The organism is Superficieibacter sp., from assembly GCF_032071645.1.
GTDB lineage: Bacteria > Pseudomonadota > Gammaproteobacteria > Enterobacterales > Enterobacteriaceae > Superficieibacter.
In genome coordinates this window covers 1-17446 of record NZ_DAMAPU010000007.1, presented here as the reverse complement: position 1 = coordinate 17446, position 17446 = coordinate 1, and the positions used below count along the sequence as shown (strand labels likewise).

Annotated in this window: 19 protein-coding genes; 6 read left to right on the top strand and 13 right to left on the bottom strand. The window is 55.1% G+C overall.

Annotated elements, in window-relative coordinates:
- The first annotated feature begins 213 nt into the window (after positions 1 to 213).
- Genes RT197_RS14205 through lplA form a run of 3 tightly spaced genes read left to right on the top strand, consistent with a single transcriptional unit; the run spans position 214 to position 2221 of the window.
- Positions 214 to 771 (top strand): Panacea domain-containing protein, encoded by a 558-nt coding sequence (locus RT197_RS14205; protein WP_312951677.1) that lies wholly within the window; start codon positions 214 to 216, stop codon positions 769 to 771.
- The gene (locus tag RT197_RS14200; RefSeq protein ID WP_312951676.1) at positions 771 to 1190 is read left to right on the top strand and encodes a hypothetical protein; all 420 of its coding nucleotides are present in this window, start codon (positions 771 to 773) and stop codon (positions 1188 to 1190) included. Before RT197_RS14205 ends, RT197_RS14200 begins: the two co-directional genes overlap by 1 nt.
- Positions 1191 to 1204: 14 nt before the next feature.
- On the top strand, positions 1205 to 2221 hold the full coding sequence (lplA, locus tag RT197_RS14195; protein ID WP_312951674.1) for a lipoate--protein ligase LplA: 1017 nt from the start codon (positions 1205 to 1207) through the stop codon (positions 2219 to 2221).
- On the opposite strand, the gene RT197_RS14190 is transcribed toward lplA, so the two are convergent.
- From RT197_RS14190 to deoC, 5 genes are all read right to left on the bottom strand, one after another.
- Positions 2192 to 2470, bottom strand: coding sequence for a hypothetical protein (locus RT197_RS14190; protein ID WP_312951672.1), 279 nt, complete (start codon positions 2468 to 2470; stop codon positions 2192 to 2194). The genes lplA and RT197_RS14190 overlap by 30 nt on opposite strands.
- A 262-nt stretch (positions 2471 to 2732) precedes the next feature.
- Entirely contained in the window at positions 2733 to 3452 is a 720-nt protein-coding gene (gene deoD, locus RT197_RS14185; protein ID WP_312951670.1) for a purine-nucleoside phosphorylase, read from the bottom strand.
- Positions 3453 to 3512: 60 nt separating this feature from the next.
- Positions 3513 to 4736 (bottom strand): phosphopentomutase, encoded by a 1224-nt coding sequence (deoB, locus tag RT197_RS14180; RefSeq protein WP_312951669.1) that lies wholly within the window; start codon positions 4734 to 4736, stop codon positions 3513 to 3515.
- A gap of 52 nt (positions 4737 to 4788) precedes the next feature.
- Positions 4789 to 6111: a thymidine phosphorylase gene (gene deoA / locus RT197_RS14175; RefSeq protein ID WP_312951667.1), complete on the bottom strand. Its 1323-nt coding sequence runs from the start codon at positions 6109 to 6111 to the stop codon at positions 4789 to 4791.
- A gap of 54 nt (positions 6112 to 6165) precedes the next feature.
- Positions 6166 to 6945, bottom strand: coding sequence for a deoxyribose-phosphate aldolase (gene deoC / locus RT197_RS14170; protein ID WP_312951666.1), 780 nt, complete (start codon positions 6943 to 6945; stop codon positions 6166 to 6168).
- 250 nt (positions 6946 to 7195) lie between these two features.
- On the opposite strand from deoC, the gene RT197_RS14165 reads away from it, so the two are divergent.
- Both RT197_RS14165 and RT197_RS14160 read left to right on the top strand, forming a co-directional pair.
- A complete protein-coding gene (locus tag RT197_RS14165) occupies positions 7196 to 8734 on the top strand; it encodes a YjjI family glycine radical enzyme (RefSeq protein ID WP_312951665.1) in 1539 nt (512 codons plus the stop codon).
- A complete protein-coding gene (locus tag RT197_RS14160) occupies positions 8706 to 9569 on the top strand; it encodes a YjjW family glycine radical enzyme activase (RefSeq protein WP_312951663.1) in 864 nt (287 codons plus the stop codon). The genes RT197_RS14165 and RT197_RS14160 overlap by 29 nt, the downstream gene beginning before the upstream one ends.
- Here the strand turns inward: RT197_RS14160 and RT197_RS14155 are convergent.
- The 8 genes from RT197_RS14155 to RT197_RS14120 form a co-directional block, all read right to left on the bottom strand.
- Positions 9564 to 10340 (bottom strand): TatD family hydrolase, encoded by a 777-nt coding sequence (locus RT197_RS14155; RefSeq protein ID WP_312951662.1) that lies wholly within the window; start codon positions 10338 to 10340, stop codon positions 9564 to 9566. The genes RT197_RS14160 and RT197_RS14155 overlap by 6 nt on opposite strands.
- Positions 10340 to 11413, bottom strand: a complete 1074-nt coding sequence (locus RT197_RS14150) for a patatin family protein (RefSeq protein ID WP_312951660.1) — start codon at positions 11411 to 11413, stop codon at positions 10340 to 10342. The genes RT197_RS14155 and RT197_RS14150 overlap by 1 nt, the downstream gene beginning before the upstream one ends.
- Positions 11414 to 11546: 133 nt before the next feature.
- Complete coding sequence (locus RT197_RS14145) at positions 11547 to 11708, bottom strand: DUF1328 domain-containing protein (RefSeq protein ID WP_007373037.1); 162 nt, start codon at positions 11706 to 11708, stop codon at positions 11547 to 11549.
- 164 nt (positions 11709 to 11872) lie between these two features.
- On the bottom strand, positions 11873 to 12490 hold the full coding sequence (gene osmY, locus RT197_RS14140) for a molecular chaperone OsmY (RefSeq protein WP_312951658.1): 618 nt from the start codon (positions 12488 to 12490) through the stop codon (positions 11873 to 11875).
- 408 nt (positions 12491 to 12898) lie between these two features.
- Positions 12899 to 14488: a peptide chain release factor 3 gene (gene prfC / locus RT197_RS14135; RefSeq protein ID WP_312951656.1), complete on the bottom strand. Its 1590-nt coding sequence runs from the start codon at positions 14486 to 14488 to the stop codon at positions 12899 to 12901.
- Between the two features lie 93 nt (positions 14489 to 14581).
- Positions 14582 to 15259 carry a pyrimidine 5'-nucleotidase gene (yjjG, locus tag RT197_RS14130; protein ID WP_312951946.1) on the bottom strand — a complete coding sequence of 226 codons (678 nt, stop codon included), beginning with the start codon at positions 15257 to 15259 and terminating at the stop codon, positions 14582 to 14584.
- Between the two features lie 14 nt (positions 15260 to 15273).
- Positions 15274 to 15720, bottom strand: a complete 447-nt coding sequence (gene rimI, locus RT197_RS14125) for a ribosomal protein S18-alanine N-acetyltransferase (protein WP_312951655.1) — start codon at positions 15718 to 15720, stop codon at positions 15274 to 15276.
- On the bottom strand, positions 15680 to 16102 hold the full coding sequence (locus RT197_RS14120) for a DNA polymerase III subunit psi (RefSeq protein WP_312951653.1): 423 nt from the start codon (positions 16100 to 16102) through the stop codon (positions 15680 to 15682). Before RT197_RS14120 ends, rimI begins: the two co-directional genes overlap by 41 nt.
- A gap of 103 nt (positions 16103 to 16205) precedes the next feature.
- Here RT197_RS14120 and rsmC point away from each other — a divergent pair, with 103 nt between their 5' ends.
- The gene (rsmC, locus tag RT197_RS14115) at positions 16206 to 17237 is read left to right on the top strand and encodes a 16S rRNA (guanine(1207)-N(2))-methyltransferase RsmC (protein WP_312951652.1); all 1032 of its coding nucleotides are present in this window, start codon (positions 16206 to 16208) and stop codon (positions 17235 to 17237) included.
- Positions 17238 to 17446: the final 209 nt, after the last annotated feature.

The following is a 17446-nucleotide window of genomic DNA, read 5'->3' as shown; positions in this document are numbered from 1 at the left end:
ATTTGTACTTGCAGCTCACACACATTATGCTGTAAATATACACAGTATTTAAAAGGATTTGTACTTCCTGTAAACGCAAAAATGAAATCTTACGACTCTGGTTTTTAAAGTCACGAATGGTTTGCCCGGCGTTAATACAGGCTATAGAATTTTAAGTAACAGAAGCGTGGTATCCTGTGTTGCTATGCCACATCGCTAATGAGGAAAATCAATATGTTCTGTGAAGAAAAAGTGGCTCAGATAGCCGCTTACCTGCTGTCTAAAGACGGCGGGCGCATGGCATATCTGAAGCTCATGAAATTAATGTATCTTGCCGATCGTGAAGCCATGAACCGTTTTGGTGAGCCTCTGAGTGGCGATCGCATGGTAGCCATGCCCCATGGTCCGGTACTGTCGCGTTCGCTTGATCTGATGAATGGCACCGTACATGGTGACGATGGCTGGAACCGTTGGATCAGTGATGCAGAAAACTACGAGCTGCGGCTCCAGACGCCAGCCCCTGTCCGCGAGCTTTTTGATGAGCTAAGTGACGCCGATCTCTCCGTTTTAGATAATGTCTATGATTCATTTGGCTTTATGACTAAATGGCAGATCAGGGATTATACGCACGAACAGTGTGCCGAATGGACAGATCCCCAGGGCGGCTCATTTACTATAAACCCGGAAAATGTTTTCCGGGCATTGGGCAAGCCTGAACATCTTGTTCGCGCTTTATCAGACCGGATGCGAGAGCTTTCGGAGCTTGATCGGATAACCGATGGATTAAAATAGTGATGGATTTCACGCCGCTGCAAAAAGGAACAATTCTGCTGCTTTCAGGTGCGAAAGAGCACCTTTTCTTTATCTGCAACGATCCGGTCTTCTACCCACCGCTAGTAAAAGAGACTTTTCTCGCGGTCAACCTGACATCAATAACAGATCTTTCAGAAACTGATACAACCTGTCTGCTGGATAGCGGCGACCATCCTTTTATCAGACATCCCAGCTATATTTTTTATCGACGTGCGGATATTTTCGGTGCTGAAACCATTATCCAGCAGGTCACCGCTGGCGACATCAGAGTTCATCAACCCTGTGAAAATAACGTATTCCAGCGCATCCTCAATGGCTTTGCCCTTTCTCCCCACGTAAGGCCGAAAATTAAAAGTTATTACCATCGTTATTGCACGACTTCCCTTCCGGCCAGCTAAAAAAGAGAATTATTATGCCGACATTACGCCTTCTCCTTTCCGACTCTTACGATCCCTGGTTTAACCTTGCGGTAGAAGAGTGCATTTTCCGCCAGATGCCCGCCACGCAGCGGGTTTTATTTCTGTGGCGCAACGCGGATACGGTGGTGATTGGCCGGGCGCAGAATCCGTGGAAAGAGTGCAATACCCGGCGGATGGAAGAAGATAATGTGCGTCTCGCGCGGCGTAGCAGCGGAGGCGGCGCGGTGTTTCACGACCTCGGCAATACCTGTTTTACTTTTATGGCGGGCAAGCCGGAGTATGATAAAACCGTTTCTACCGCCATCGTGCTAAATGCGCTGAACTCGCTGGGCATGGAGGCAGAGGCGTCCGGGCGTAACGATTTGGTCGTGAAAACGTCGGAGGGCGATCGGAAAGTTTCTGGCTCTGCGTACCGTGAAACCAAAGATCGCGGTTTTCATCACGGGACGCTGCTGCTCAATGCCGATCTCAGCCGTCTGGCAAATTATCTGAATCCCGACAAGAAAAAGCTTCAGGCCAAAGGCATCACCTCGGTGCGCGGGCGCGTTGCCAACCTAACCGAACTGCTTCCCTCCATCACCCACCCGCAAATTTGCGCGGCGGTGACGGAGGCCTTTTTCGCCTATTACGGCGAGCGGGCGGAAGCAGAAATAATCTCTCCCGATAAAACGCCCGATCTGCCAGGCTTTGCCGAAACGTTTGCCCGTCAGAGTAGCTGGGAATGGAATTTCGGACAGGCTCCGGCGTTTACACATTTGCTGGACGAGCGCTTCACCTGGGGCGGCGTGGAGCTGCATTTCGACGTCGAGCGGGGTCATATTACGCGGGCACAGGTGTTTACCGACAGCCTGAATCCGGCACCGCTGGAAGCGCTGGCCGGGCGTTTGCAGGGCTGTTTATACCGCGCCGATATGCTGCAACAGGAGTGCGATGCGCTGCGGGTGGATTTCCCCGACCAGGAAACGGAGCTGCGCGAGCTGTCAGCGTGGATAGCGGAAGCCGTGCGCTAACGACTCGCCCAGCCGGGCGAAGTTCTCTTGTAACGGCTGGATTTTTTCCACCCTCTCCCCGGCGATAGCACGAAAATCCGCGCTGATACGTTTATCACTGGCAACGTGGCGCCAAAATGCCGTTGCCAGTGGGATAGCGAAAAGCCAGGCCGCTTTGCGGCCATAAGTGCCCACACAGTCGAAGCGTCTGGCTTCAAAAAAAAACTGATCGTTGGGGGTATACAATGCCGTTGCGCCGCTGGCGTCCATACTCGCATCCCGCAGCAAATGCAGGGCGGTAGATTCAGCCCCAGCGCCGGGAAATCACCGTTTTTTGCGCCACGCTGAATTTCACCAGCATGTGTGCGTCGCCGTGCGAGGTATGCACATGTTAACGCGCTCACAGTGGAATAGATCCGTGAATAGATTTAATAGCACAACCTCATGAAAAGAGAAGGTTTTTTATTTTAATAAGCGTAAAAATGAATAGATTCGCAGTAAAAAGGGACCGGGCGGTCCCTTTCGAAAAGGATTATTCCTGGTCGCCCAGCAGCACAGATTCCAGCGCGATTTTGATCATGTCGTTAAACGTGGTCTGACGTTCAGCCGCCGTGGTCTGCTCGTGGGTGCGGATATGGTCGGAGACGGTGCAGATAGTCAGCGCTTTCGCCCCAAACTCTGCCGCCACGCCGTAGATCCCTGCGGCTTCCATTTCCACGCCGAGGATGCCGTATTTTTCCATCACGTCGAACATAGTCGGGTCCGGGGTGTAAAACAGGTCGGCGGAGAAAATGTTGCCTACGCGCGCATCCACGCCCAGCGCTTTTGCCGCGTCTACCGCGTTGCGCACCATGCCAAAGTCAGCAATTGCCGCGAAGTCATGATCTTTAAAACGCAGGCGGTTCACTTTGGAATCGGTACATGCGCCCATGCCAATCACTACGTCACGCAGTTTGACGTCCGCACGCACCGCACCACAGGAGCCAACGCGGATGATTTTTTTCACGCCGAAGTCGGTGATCAGCTCTTTGGTGTAAATGGAGCAGGATGGGATACCCATGCCGTGACCCATCACGGAAATTTTGCGGCCTTTATAGGTGCCGGTGTAGCCCAGCATCCCGCGCACGTTGTTAACTTCACGCACGTCTTCAAGGAAGGTTTCAGCAATGTGCTTTGCGCGCAGCGGGTCGCCCGGCATCAGCACGACGTCCGCGAAATCGCCCATTTCTGCATTAATATGTGGGGTAGCCATCTCTCGTTCCCTTTTTTCTTGATTGTTGCGCCGGGCAGCGCCGTGCCACCCGGCCAGTTTTCAGAACATGGCTTTGCCATATTCCATATCGGAAGTGCCGAAATAAGCCGCCAGCGTCTGGCCGATATCAGCAAAGGTCTCACGATGACCCAGCGAGCCGGGTTTGACTTTCGGGCCATAGACCAGCACCGGAATATGTTCACGGGTGTGATCGGTGCCCTGCCAGGTCGGGTCGCAGCCGTGGTCGGCGGTCAGGATCAGAATATCATCCTCGCCCACCAGTTCCATCAGTTCCGGCAGGCGGCGGTCGAACAGTTCCAGACCGGCAGCGTAACCCGCGACGTCGCGACGGTGGCCCCAGGAGGAGTCAAAATCAACAAAGTTGGTGAAGACGATAGTGTTATCGCCCGCCGCTTTCATCTCTTTGACGGTGGCGTCAAACAGCGCGTCCAGCCCGGTAGCCTTCACTTTTTTAGTGATGCCGACGTGCGCGTAGATATCCGCAATTTTACCTACCGAAACCACTTCGCCCGCCTTCTCTTCCACCAGTTTTTTCAGGATGGTTGGCGCCGGTGGCTCTACCGCCAGATCGTGACGGTTCCCGGTGCGCTGGAAGTTGCCCGGCTTGTCGCCGACAAACGGACGTGCGATAACGCGACCAATGTTGTAGCCGCCTTCGGTCAGTTCTTCACGCGCGATTTCACACAGCTCGTAGAGTTTATCGAGACCGTAAGTCTCTTCATGACAGGCAATCTGGAACACGGAGTCCGCAGAGGTATAGAAAATCGGCTTGCCGGTTTTCATGTGCTCTTCGCCCAGCTCGTCGAGGATCACCGTGCCGGAAGAGTGGCAGTTGCCGAGGTAGCCCGGCAGGTTCGCACGCTCAACCAGTTTGTCGAGCAGCGCCTGCGGGAAGCTGTTTTCGTGGTCGCTGAAGTAGCCCCAGTCGAACAGTACCGGCACACCCGCGATTTCCCAGTGGCCTGACGGGGTATCTTTACCGGAAGAAAGCTCATGCGCCCATGCGTATGCGCCGATGACTTCAGCATTTCCGTCCATGCCTGCCGGGATAGTACCGGTAGAGCCTTCGTGGGCTTTCGCCAGACCGAGACGCGTCAGGTTAGGCAGATTCAGCGGGCCTTTGCGACCGTGGTCAGCTTCGCCCTTTGCGCAGGCTTCAGCAATGTGGCCCAGGGTGTCGGCACCGGTATCGCCGAAGCGATCGGCGTCTTCCGTGGCACCAATACCAAAGGAGTCCAGCACCATAATAAATGCACGTTTCATCTTGTTCTCCATATATCATGCGCTGCAAAAAAGCGATCAGATCAGTATACCGCTACTCGGTGATACGACGATAGACCACTGGCGTTTTTTCCGGCGCTTTTTCGTCAAGGATAATTGCCGCTTTGACCGCTTTTGCAGCGTCCTGCCAGCTGGCTTCGTCTTTCGCGTGGATCACCGCCAGCGGACGCTGACCGTCCACGCTGTCGCCCAGACGCACCATATCCGTAAAGCCAACGCTATAGTCAATGGTATCGGAAGCCTGACGGCGACCGCCGCCCATTGAAACCACCGCCATACCCAGCGCGCGGGTGTCCATCTGCGAAATGAAACCTTCGGTATCGGCATACACCGCTTTACTCAGCATCGCGGACGGCAGGTATTTATCGTAATTTTCAACGAAATCGGTCGGGCCTTTTTGTGCTGCCACCATGCGACCAAAAATCTCCGCCGCTTTGCCGTTATCGAGCACGGCTTGCAGTTGCGCGCGCGCGTCGGCGTCATCTTTCGCCAGTCGGCCGGAAATCAGCATTTCAACGCACAGCGCCATTGTGACGTCCAGCAGGCGCGGGTTGCGATATTCGCCGGTCAGGAACTGCACCGCTTCACGCACTTCCACCGCGTTACCGGCGCTGGAGGCCAGCACCTGGTTCATATCGGTCAGCAGCGCGGTCGTGCGCACGCCTGCGCCATTGGCTACGCCGACAATCGCTTCCGCCAGCGCCGCAGAAAGCTCATAGGTTGGCATAAACGCGCCGCTGCCGACTTTGACGTCCATCACCAGCGCATCCAGCCCTTCCGCCAGTTTTTTGGCGAGGATCGAGGCGGTGATCAGTGGGATCGAATCCACGGTCGCAGTAATGTCGCGGGTTGCATAGAAGCGTTTATCCGCCGGAGCCAGCGAACTGGTTTGGCCGATAATTGCCACGCCGACGTCTTTAATAATTTCGCGAAAGCGAGCGTCATCGGGGAAAATATCAAAACCGGGAATGGCTTCCAGTTTGTCGAGCGTGCCGCCGGTGTGACCGAGGCCGCGCCCGGAAATCATCGGAATGTAGCCACCGCAAGCGGCGACCATCGGCCCCAGCATGAGCGAGGTCACGTCGCCGACGCCGCCGGTGGAGTGTTTATCCACAATCGGGCCGTTAAGATGCAGGCTCTTCCAGTCAAGCACGCTGCCGGAATCGCGCATCGCCATCGTCAGCGAAACGCGCTCTTCAATCGCCATATCGTGGAAAAAGATGGTCATCGCCAGCGCAGCGATTTGCCCTTCAGAAACGGTATTATCTCGAATACCGTTGATAAAAAAGCGAATTTCTTCGTCGCTTAATGCATGACCATCACGTTTTTTACGAATAATTTCTTGTGCGAGGAACAAGATAACCTCCCGGATGTGGGCCGGGCAGGCTGTCGCCTCCCGGCAAATCAGACGTTAGTAGCTGCTGGCGCTTTTGCCGTCGCCGTGGCCAAGCGCTTTCAGCAGGCTCGCCAGCAGGCTGGATGCGCCGAAGCGGTAGTGGCGGGCGTCCGCCCAGTCAGCACCAAACAGTTCATCGGCGATAGCGAGGAATTTCTGCGCGTCTTCCGCGCTGCGCACGCCGCCCGCCGGTTTGAAACCCACGGTTTTTTCGACGCCCATATCGCGGATCACTTCAAGCATAATGCGTGCGCTTTCCGGCGTGGCGTTCACCGGCACTTTACCGGTCGACGTTTTGATAAAATCAGCGCCTGCCTTGATCGAGATTTCAGACGCTTTGCGGATCAGCGCTTCTTCTTTCAGTTCGCCGGTTTCGATAATGACTTTCAGCAGTACGTCCGCCGCCGCGCAGGCTTCTTTACAGGCTTTCACCAGTTCAAAACCGATCTCTTCGTTACCGGCAATCAGCGCACGGTACGGGAAAACCACGTCAACTTCGTCAGCACCGTAGGCGATGGCCGCACGGGTTTCTGCCAGCGCAATGTTGATGTCGTCGTTGCCGTGCGGAAAGTTGGTGACGGTCGCAATGCGCACGTCTGGCGTACCCTGCGCTTTTAAGGTTTTACGCGCAATCGGGATGAAACGCGGATAGATGCACACAGCAGCGGTGTTGCCGACCGGGGTCTTTGCCTGTTGGCACAGAGCAATGACTTTTTCGTCGGTGTCATCGTCATTCAGGGTGGTGAGGTCCATCAGCTTCAGCGCGCGCAGGCTACTTGCTTTTAAATCAGTCATAATACTCTCCAGGCGTATCGCCAGTTAAATTTTAACCTTGCGAGTCTGTTACTATTCTAACATTTACTCGCCATCACATATCGACATACATCACAGTTAATGAAAACTTCATGCAAGATTGCATTACTGTAATGAGATCTGGCTCAAACTTCGATGGGCGCTTTCTCCTTATCGGGGCATCAGGATCAAAAGTGTTTCCAGGTTATCTTCTTAGAATAGAGCATCTGTTCGGCATAATAAGGACCCGTCGATGCCCACCTCATGCGAGACCACGCTGCAACAACGTTGCCAGCAAATTGTGACCAGCCCCCAGCTCAGCCCGGAACAAAAACGCCATTTTCTGGCGCTGGAAGCGGAAAACGCCCTGCCAGCCCCGGTGCTCCCCGCCGAAGCGCAGCGCGCGCTGGACGAGGGTGTGATCTGCGATATGTTCGAGGGTCACGCGCCGTATAAGCCGCGTTACGTCCTGCCGGATTACGCCCGGTTTCTTGCCAACGGTTCCGAATGGCTGGAGCTGGAAGGCGCGCAGGATCTGGACGATGCGCTCTCCCTGCTGACCATTCTTTATCATCACGTTCCCTCGGTGACCTCCATGCCGGTCTACCTGGGTCAGCTTGATACGCTGTTACAGCCATATGTTAGAATTCTAACACAGGAACAGATCGACATTCGAATAAAACGTTTCTGGCGCTACCTCGATCGCACCCTGCCGGATGCGTTTGTCCATGCTAATATTGGCCCGGCGGATACCCCGGTGACACGCGCCATTCTGCGCGCAGATGCCGAGTTAAAGCAGGTTTCGCCCAACCTGACGTTCATCTACGATCCGCATATCACCCCGGACGATCTGCTGCTGACGGTGGCGCAGAATATTTGTGAATGCAGTAAGCCGCACATCGCCAACGGGCCAGAAAATGATAAAATTTTCACAAATGGACAGTACGGCGTCGTCAGTTGCTATAACTCGCTGCCGCTGGCGGGCGGTGGCAGTACCCTGGTCAGGCTAAACCTGAAAGCGGTCGCAGAGCGCAGCCAGTCGGTCGAAGACTTCTTTTCGCGCGTTCTGCCGTACTACTGTGAACAGCAAATGGCGATTATCAATGCCCGCTGTGAATTCCTCTATACGCAGTCACATTTCTTCGACAGCAGCTTTCTGGTGAAAGAGGGGCTGATCGATCCCCGGCGCTTTGCGCCGATGTTTGGCATTTACGGGCTGGCGGAAGCGGTGAATCTGCTGTGCGACGCAGAACGCTACGGTAAAGATGAAGCGGCGAATAATCTGGGCTACCGCATCAGCGCACAGCTGGCGGCGTTTGTTGAAAATACTCCGGTCAGCTACGGCTGGAAAAACCGCGCGCTGCTGCACGCCCAGTCCGGGATCAGCTCCGATACCGGCACCACGCCGGGCGCACGTCTGCCCTACGGCGATGAACCCGATCCCATCAGCCATTTGCAGGCCGTCGCGCCACATCACGCTTATTACTCTGCGGGGATCAGCGATATTCTGACCCTCGATCGGACCATTAAAAACAATCCGCAGGCGCTGGTGCAGCTGTGCCTCGGCGCATTTAAGGCGGGGATGCGCGAGTTTACCGCCAACGTGTGCGGTAACGATCTGGTGCGCGTGACAGGCTATATGGTGCGGCTGTCCGATCTGGAAAAATACCGTGCCGAAGGCTCGCGGACCAACACCACCTGGCTCGGAGAAGAAGCGGCGCGCAATACGCGCATTATGGAACGTCAACCCCGCGTGATAAGCCATGAACAGCAGATGCGCTTTAGTCAGTAAGATCATCCCCTTCTCCTGCGTGGACGGGCCTGGCAGCCGCCTGGCCCTGTTTCTACAGGGCTGTAATCTGCGCTGTAAGAACTGTCACAATCCGTGGACTATAGGATGTTGTAACTATTGCGGAGAATGCGTTCCCCGCTGCCCGCATCAGGCGCTGAGTCTGACGGCGGGTAAAGTGATATGGGACGCTTCCGCCTGCCAGCAGTGCGATACCTGCCTGCATTTATGTCCTCAGCAGGCCACACCGATGGCGCAAATCTTAAGCGTCGCCGACGTTATCAGTCAGGTACGTAAGGCTGCGCTGTTTATTGAGGGCATTACCGTCAGCGGCGGTGAAGCCACACTCCAGTTGCCGTTTCTGCGGGAATTGTTCAGCGCTATCAAAGCCGATCCGCAGTTGCAGCACCTGACCTGCCTGGTGGACAGCAACGGAATGCTTAGCGAAACCGGCTGGCGGAAGCTGCTGCCGGTATGCGACGGGGCGATGCTCGACCTGAAAGCCTGGAGCAGCGAGCGTCATATTATGCTTACGGGACGCGATAACACGCTGATTAAAAACAGCATCCGCCTGCTGGCAGAGCACGGTAAGCTGGTGGAACTGCGCCTGCTGACCATCCCCGATCACAGCGATTATGTCGAGCATATCGATTCGCTGGCCGGGTTTATTCTCGCGCTGGGCAGGGTGCCGGTAAGACTGAATGCTTTTCACGCCCATGGCGTATACGGCGAGGCAAAAGGCTGGCGCAGCGCAACGCCTGCGGATATTGCCAGGCTTGCCGATGCGCTCAGCGCGCGGGGAGTGGATAATCTGATTTATCCGGCGCTGTATTTATAGACGGGCGAACAGCGCACGGGTGTTCTGGTAGATCGTTTCTGCAATGACTTCCGCCGGTTCCGGGCGCAGTTCGCACAGCGTGGCAAAAACCTGCGCCACCCGCTCCGGGCGATTCGGCTGCCCCTGATAACCGTTGAGCGGCATATCCGGGGCGTCGGTTTCCAGCAGCAGCGATGCCAGCGGCAGTTGCGCCATCACATCGCGGGTTTTACTGGCGCGCGGATACGTAATGGTTCCCCCCACGCCGATTTTATAGCCCAGCGCAATAAAACGCCGGGCCTGTTGCAGACTGCCAGCAAAACCGTGCACAACGCCAGTGCGCGGCAAATTTTGGCGCTTCAGATGCATCGCCAGCTTATCGTGAGTGCGGCGCGAATGGAGGATCACCGGTAGCTCGTAGCGCTTTGCCAGCGCCAGCTGCGCGTCCAGCATCTCTTCCTGACGGGCAAACTGCGGATCGTCGCGGTAGAGATCCAGCCCAATTTCCCCTATCGCCACCAGTTTGTCGGAGGGCTTCGCCAGCCGCGATTCCAGCTTTTCCAGACAGGCTGGCGTATGGCGTTCAATGACAATGGGATGCAGACCGAGCGCGGCGTACAGGCCGTCAAACCGTTCCGCCAGCGCAATGACGCGGGCAAAATTATCGGACTCGGTAGCCGGGAGGATGATGCTCTCCACGCCCACCTGCGCCGCCCGTTGCAGGCTGGCGGCTTCATCGTCGGTGAAGGGGGGAAAATCAAAATGGCAGTGGGTATCAATAAAGCGCGCCATTACGCCAGATCCTCATGATTAAAGCTGGCATCGTTGGCCTGCGGCGCATCAACAATTGGCGTGCTGTGGGTATCATTCGCCACTGGCGCAGGCGGCACCACCACCGTTGCAGGCACCTGGATACGCGGCCCGTGGCGCAGCAGCGGCGGGCTTTCCGCCAGCAGCTTGCCGACGGTGGCAAGAAAATAACGCCCGCACAGTCGCCCGGTTTTGTAATCTTCACGCAACGCCGGTAAACCACTGCCCAGCGCCATGCTGTTCAGCGCTTTTGGCGGATAGATTTCGAAAATGCGCAGGCCGTCCGGCGGCTGTTCGATAAACTGCTGGATGGCGCGATAGCTGGTTTCATGGTGCTGCACAACGTTAAGCAGCGGTTGCAGGCTGCTTTCCCCCAGCCAGCGCTCCATGCGTTTAAACCACTGCGGGGTGTAGTACATCTGCGAAGGCACGGTGCGGATCACCACGATGGTTGTCGCGCCCCTGCGGGCGGCTTCCTGTACCGGGATCGCATCGCTGACGCCGCCGTCGAGATAATTTATGCCGTCGAGCAGTACGCCGCTGCGATAAAATCCGGGGATAGCGCTGGAAGCACGGATCAAATCCAGCCAGTTTTTTTCATCCGGCGCAAAGTAGCCCGGCGTGTAATCGTCCTGCCGACAGGCGCACATGTAAAACGTCTTGCCGCGTTCAAATTGCTCGGCGGCATAACCCATCGCTAACGGCATTTTGCTGGCGGTGGCTTCCACCAGCCAGTCAAGGTCGATCAGATTCCCTCCGCGCACAAAGCGCAGCGGGTTAAAGAAATCGCGGGTGGTGGTGTAGCGCATAATGACTTTGCGCGCGTAGCCAGGCTGATTACAGAGATAGGCGGAAAGGTTTTGCGCCCCGGCGGAGGTGCCGAGAAAGAGATCGAACGGGTTGAATTGCGCCCGCATGAATTCGTCCAGTACCCCGGCGGTGAAAATACCTCTCTGGCCTCCCCCTTCGCACACCAGTGCCAGCCGTTCAGGACGAAAGGGTTCAACCGATAACGGCGCAATATTGCCGAGCGTTACGGGAATTCGTTGTCCCACCCCTGCCTTCCTTTCCTGTTTAAAACTTTATTCGTAGTTATACGATCAAGGTAGCGCAATTTATTGCGGACTGAAACTGCAAAAGCCAGTCCGAAGACTGGCCTTTACATTTTTACCTTGCCTGACTACGTCGCTATGGACGGCGACGACCCATAAACAGGCTGACCAGGAACAGAATAATACCGACGATAAAGACGATTTTTGCTGCACCCGCTGCTGTACCTGCCAGACCACCAAAACCCAGAGCGGCGGCAATTAACGCGATAACCAGAAATATAATGCCCCAACGAAACATACGTTTCTCCTTTACCATAGTCATTGTCGACCGCTATACCGTCATCGTTCACACAAGTTGAATGACGAAGGTATAAACGTGAGCGCTCAGGCTGCTCACTGCAATGTCGTTACTTTTTAGTTTACACGCCCCCGGACGGTAATCCGGGGATCGTATTCTGCGAATTATTTCGCTTTAAGGTCATTCTTAACGCTTTTAACACCATCAACCGCTTTGGCGACGCTTTCAGCACGAGTAATCTGTGCCTGAGAATCAACGGTACCGGAAAGCTGGACGACACCATCGGTCGTTTCAACTTTTACCTTACGTGCCGGGACGATATCGTCCGCCAGCAGCTTGGCTTTGATTTCGCTGGTGGTGGCAGTGTCGCCCGCATAGCCTTTCACGCCTTCGGACTTGCCGTCACGCACATGCAGCTTATCGCTGACCGACGCAACGCCTTCAACCTGTTTAGTCACTTTCACCGCTTCTTCAGCCTGTGCCTGACTTTCAACAAAGCCGCTCAGCGTTACGACGCTTTTCTCAGTTTTCACAGAGATATCGGTGCTCTTAATCGATTCGTGATCGACCAGCGCCGCTTTAACTTTAGCTGTAATCGCGCTGTCGTCCATGAAATTGCCGACTTTATTCATAGAGCTATCGATTTTTTGCCCTGCACTGTCAGAGGTGGCTTTCGCTTTTTCCGCAGTGGTGCTTTCTGCCAGAGCAGAGCCGCTTACCAGCGCAGTACCTAGCATCACAGCCAGCAGAGATTTAGAAATCTTCAGTCTTTTCATATTCATCGAACTCATCCTGTAGGTTTGCCCGGTATCCGGGCTTTTGCGACCACAACGCCGCTTTGCTGTAGCGGTGAAATTTCACCTAATGAGCGATCGGTGTTTGTTCTCTCCCTTAGCCGGGCTGCAGGAGAAGAAGTGGTCAACGAACGCCATTCTTCAGTTATTAATATGGTGACTAACAAATTAACTGGCTAATTAACCTGCTAATTACGCATTGAACAGAGCTTTCAGCCAGTCAACTTGTCATCACTTTGTTAAATATAGATCACAATGATAATTCCGCTTGTCAGGATGCTTAAAAAAAGAACAATCGAAGCGAAAAAGCGTTGAATTAAGAAATTTCCGCAAGGGATTAATTAGGCAGGGAAAGTAGCAGGACGCGGCGGCTGCCGCGTCCACAGGGGATGGCGATTAGTGTTCGCGGGTTTTACGGAACTGCACGTCAGGATAACGCTCCTGAGTGATGTTCAGGTTCACCATCGTCGGAGCGATATACGTCAGGTTATCGCCGCCGTCGAGCGCCAGGTGCAGTTCGTTTTTGCGTTTGAACTCTTCGAATTTTTTCACGTCGCTGCTTTCCACCCAGCGGGCGGTGGCCACGTTGACGGATTCATACTTCGCTTCCACGTTGTATTCGCTTTTCAGACGCGCCACGACCACATCAAACTGAAGCACACCAACCGCGCCGACAATCAGATCGTTGTTGGCAACAGGTCGGAAGACCTGCACCGCGCCCTCTTCGGAAAGCTGGACCAGCCCTTTGAGAAGCTGTTTTTGCTTCAGCGGATCGCGTAAGCGGATACGCTGGAACAGTTCCGGCGCGAAGTTCGGGATGCCGGTGAACTTCATCATTTCACCCTGGGTAAAGGTGTCGCCGATCTGAATGGTGCCGTGGTTATGCAGGCCGATGATATCGCCCGGATACGCTTCTTCAACGTGCGAACGGTCGCCCGCCATAAAGGTCAGCGCGTCGGAGATCACCACATCTTTGCCGATACGTACCTGGCGCAGCTTCATGCCTTTTTCATATTTACCGGAAACCACGCGCAGAAACGCCACGCGGTCACGGTGTTTCGGGTCCATGTTGGCCTGAATTTTAAAGACGAAGCCGGTGAACTTCTCTTCCTGCGCTTCTACTTCGCGGGTATCGGTTTTGCGCGGCATCGGTGTCGGTGCCCATTCGACCAGGCCATCCAGCATATGATCGACGCCAAAGTTACCGAGCGCCGTACCAAAGAACACCGGGGTAATTTCGCCTGCGAGGAACAGTTCGTGGTCAAATTCATTTGACGCGCCCTGCACCAGTTCCAGTTCGTCACGCAGTTGCTGGGCCAGATCCTCACCGACCGCAGCGTCGAGATCCGGGTTATTCAGCCCTTTAACAATGCGCACTTCCTGAATGGTGTGACCTTTACCGGTCTGGTAAAGGTAGGTTTCATCTTTATAAAGATGATAAACACCCTTAAACAGCTTGCCGCAGCCAATCGGCCAGGTGATCGGCGCGCAGCCAATTTTCAGTTCGCTTTCCACTTCATCCAGCAGTTCCATTGGATCGCGGATGTCACGGTCAAGTTTGTTCATAAAGGTGATGATCGGCGTATCGCGCAGACGGGTCACTTCCATCAGCTTACGGGTACGATCTTCTACCCCTTTTGCGGCATCGATGACCATCAGGCAGCAGTCCACCGCCGTCAGCGTGCGGTAGGTATCTTCGGAGAAGTCTTCGTGCCCTGGGGTATCCAGCAGGTTGACGAGGCTGTCGTGATAGGGAAACTGCATCACCGAGGTGGTGATTGAGATCCCACGCTGCTTTTCCATTTCCATCCAGTCGGATTTTGCATGCTGGCTGGAGCCACGGCCTTTAACCGTACCGGCGGTCTGGATCGCCTGTCCGAACAGCAACACTTTTTCAGTGATGGTCGTTTTACCGGCGTCCGGGTGAGAGATAATGGCAAAAGTACGGCGCTTCGCCACCTCTTGCAAATAAGGAGACAACGTCATAGTAAACATCTTCTGTGTAAGTGCGCGGCAGCAGACCACGCAGTGTAAATACGAAAATTGCGGCTATTGTACTCAAGAGCAACGTTCAGACAATCAATGTTTACACAGGAGGGACTCCAGTTCGCTTAATGAGGTGACGGTCCAGGTCGGTCTGAGATCGGCGGGCAGTTCATGATGATGCGCATTCAGCCAGCAGGTTGAAAGCCCGGCGTTAATGCCGCCGCGAATATCCGATTCGGCGGTGTCGCCAACCATCAGTACCCGCGAACGATCCGGGTTGCCCGCCTGCGCCAGCGCATAGTCAAAAATACGCGCGTCAGGTTTGGCAACGCCGACTTCTTCCGAGACAATCAGCAATTCAAAATAATCGCGAAGGCCGGTTCGTTCAAGGCGAATTTCCTGTAGCGCGGTGAAGCCATTGGTAATGATGCCCAGCTTCGCCTGGCCTTTGAGTGCGTTCAGCAGCGACAGTGCGCCCGGCAGCGGAGCGCAGATTTCGGCCATCGCGTTTAAAAACGCCGCATTTAAATCGCCCGCCGGGACACTAAGGCGATCCGACCAGTCCTGGAAGCGCTGGTGCTGAAGCTGAATTGAGGTGATCGCGCCGTTCTGGTAATCCACCCACAGCGGTTTGTTGATGGCCTGGTAGTCCTGAAAATCCTCAGCGGTAAACGTGACGCTATAGTCGAGAAACATCCGCTGTAAGCCGCCGAACGAGTCAAAGGTAAACAGCGTTTCGTCAGCATCAAAAAATATCCAGTCCCACTTCATCATTTCACCTTTCATTACATGCTAATTGGCAGTGCCATAATTATTGCGTCTTCGCGCCCGTCGGCGGTGGGGTAATAGTTGCGGCGAATAGTCGCCTCGTTAAAGCCTAAACGTTCATACAACGCAATGGCAGCGGCGTTGGACGCGCGCACTTCCAGCCATAGCGTCAGCACGCCGCGCTTTTCCAGTTCGTCAATCAGATGCTCCAGCAGTGCCCGGCCCAGCCCACGGCGCTGAAAACGGGGATCGACGGCAATATTAAACAGCGTGGCTTCATCGAGTACCACCTGAGTGATGGCAAAAGCCGCCATCTCTTCTGCCACCCGAAGCTGATAATTGAGATAGCGCTCACCCTGATTGCTGGCAAAGGTTTTTTCGCTCCACGGAAACGCATGGGCGCGTTTTTCAATACGCCAGGCGTCAGGAAGATCGGTCGTGCTGAGGGAAGAAATCGTGTTCATGAGCGCAAATTTGTTGCCATAAAGCGGCGCGGGCCGTTGGGTTTGAGCGTAAATCGGCAAGCGAAGACGTCGCGACCTGCGCACCGTCGAGCGTCACCGGTTCATCAGTTGCCAGCCGCCAGCTATTGCAGCGGCTGTCCTGCGGCAGCATGGCTACACGGTCCGGCGTCAGTTGTAATACCTGATCGGGCGTGAGCGTTAAGGCTCGCAGGATGTCGCCAATAAAGGGATCGGTCAGGGCGGGCAAATCATTGCCGATCATCACCAGACGCACGTGCGGCGGAAGCGTAATGGCAATTTCACCCTGTAGCGCTCCGGGGCGACGTAGCGACCACCGGGTGATGCCGAGCTGCTGTAATTGCCACTCTCGTCGAGTTGTCATCGTGGAACGCTCCTGTCTGTCAGGGGCGCAAATATAGCAAATTCGTCGTAACTGCGCCAACAAACAACTATAATCGCCGCCTGCAATAATAGAGGAACTTTCCATGTCTGCTTTTACTCCGGCAAGTGAAGTCTTGCTGCGCCACAGTGATGATTTCGAACAAAGCCGTATTCTGTTTGCCGGTGATTTGCAGGATGACCTGCCCGCCCGCTTTACCACCGCTGCCAGCCGCGCCCACACGCAGCAGCTTCATCACTGGCAGGCGCTTGAGCGTCAGATGGGCGAAAACGTCCGTTTTAGCCTGGTGGCGGAGCAGGCCGACGTCGCCGACAGCGATACGCTGGTCTACTACTGGCCGAAGAACAAACCAGAAGCCCAGTTCCAGCTGATGAACCTGCTGTCACTGCTGCCGATCGGTACCGATATTTTTGTCGTTGGTGAAAACCGCAGCGGCGTGCGCAGTGCCGAGCAACTCCTCGCCGACTACGCGCCGCTGAACAAAATCGACAGCGCGCGCCGTTGCGGTCTGTATCATGGGCGGCTGGAAAAACAGCCGACGTTTGACGCACAATCGTTCTGGAATGAGTACGCGCTGGACGGTCTGACTATCAAAACCCTGCCGGGCGTGTTCAGCCGCGACGGGCTGGATGTCGGCAGCCAGTTACTGCTCTCAACGCTGACGCCGCATACGAAAGGCAAAGTGCTGGACGTCGGCTGCGGCGCGGGCGTGCTGGCAACCGTATTGGCCAGCCACTCGCCAAAAGTCCGTCTGACCCTGTGTGACGTCAGTGCGCCAGCGGTGGAAGCCAGCCGTGCCACGCTTGCCGCCAACCAGCTGGAAGGCGAGGTATTCGCCAGCAACGTCTTTTCTGAAGTGAGCGGGCGTTTTGATATGATCATCTCCAACCCGCCGTTCCATGACGGTATGCAGACCAGCTTCGAAGCGGCGCAGACCCTGATCCGGGGTGCGGTGCGCCACCTGAATAGCGGCGGCGAACTGCGCATTGTGGCGAACGCTTTCCTGCCGTACCCGAAAGTGCTGGATGAAACCTTTGGCTTCCACGAAGTGCTGGCGCAGACCGGGCGCTTTAAGGTTTACCGCGCGATCATGACGCGTCAGGCGAAAAAAGCGTAATCCCCTTCAGGCCCGCCGTCGGGCCTGACTTACCGCGCATAAATCGGCGTTTTTTGCAGCAATCAATTCATCCCCGATAATTAACTATTGACGAATAGTTGAAAACATCTAGAATGCGCCTCCGTGGTAACGATACTTTTTACGTGTCGATGGTATGCGAAGGTGGCGGAATTGGTAGACGCGCTAGCTTCAGGTGTTAGTGTCCTTAC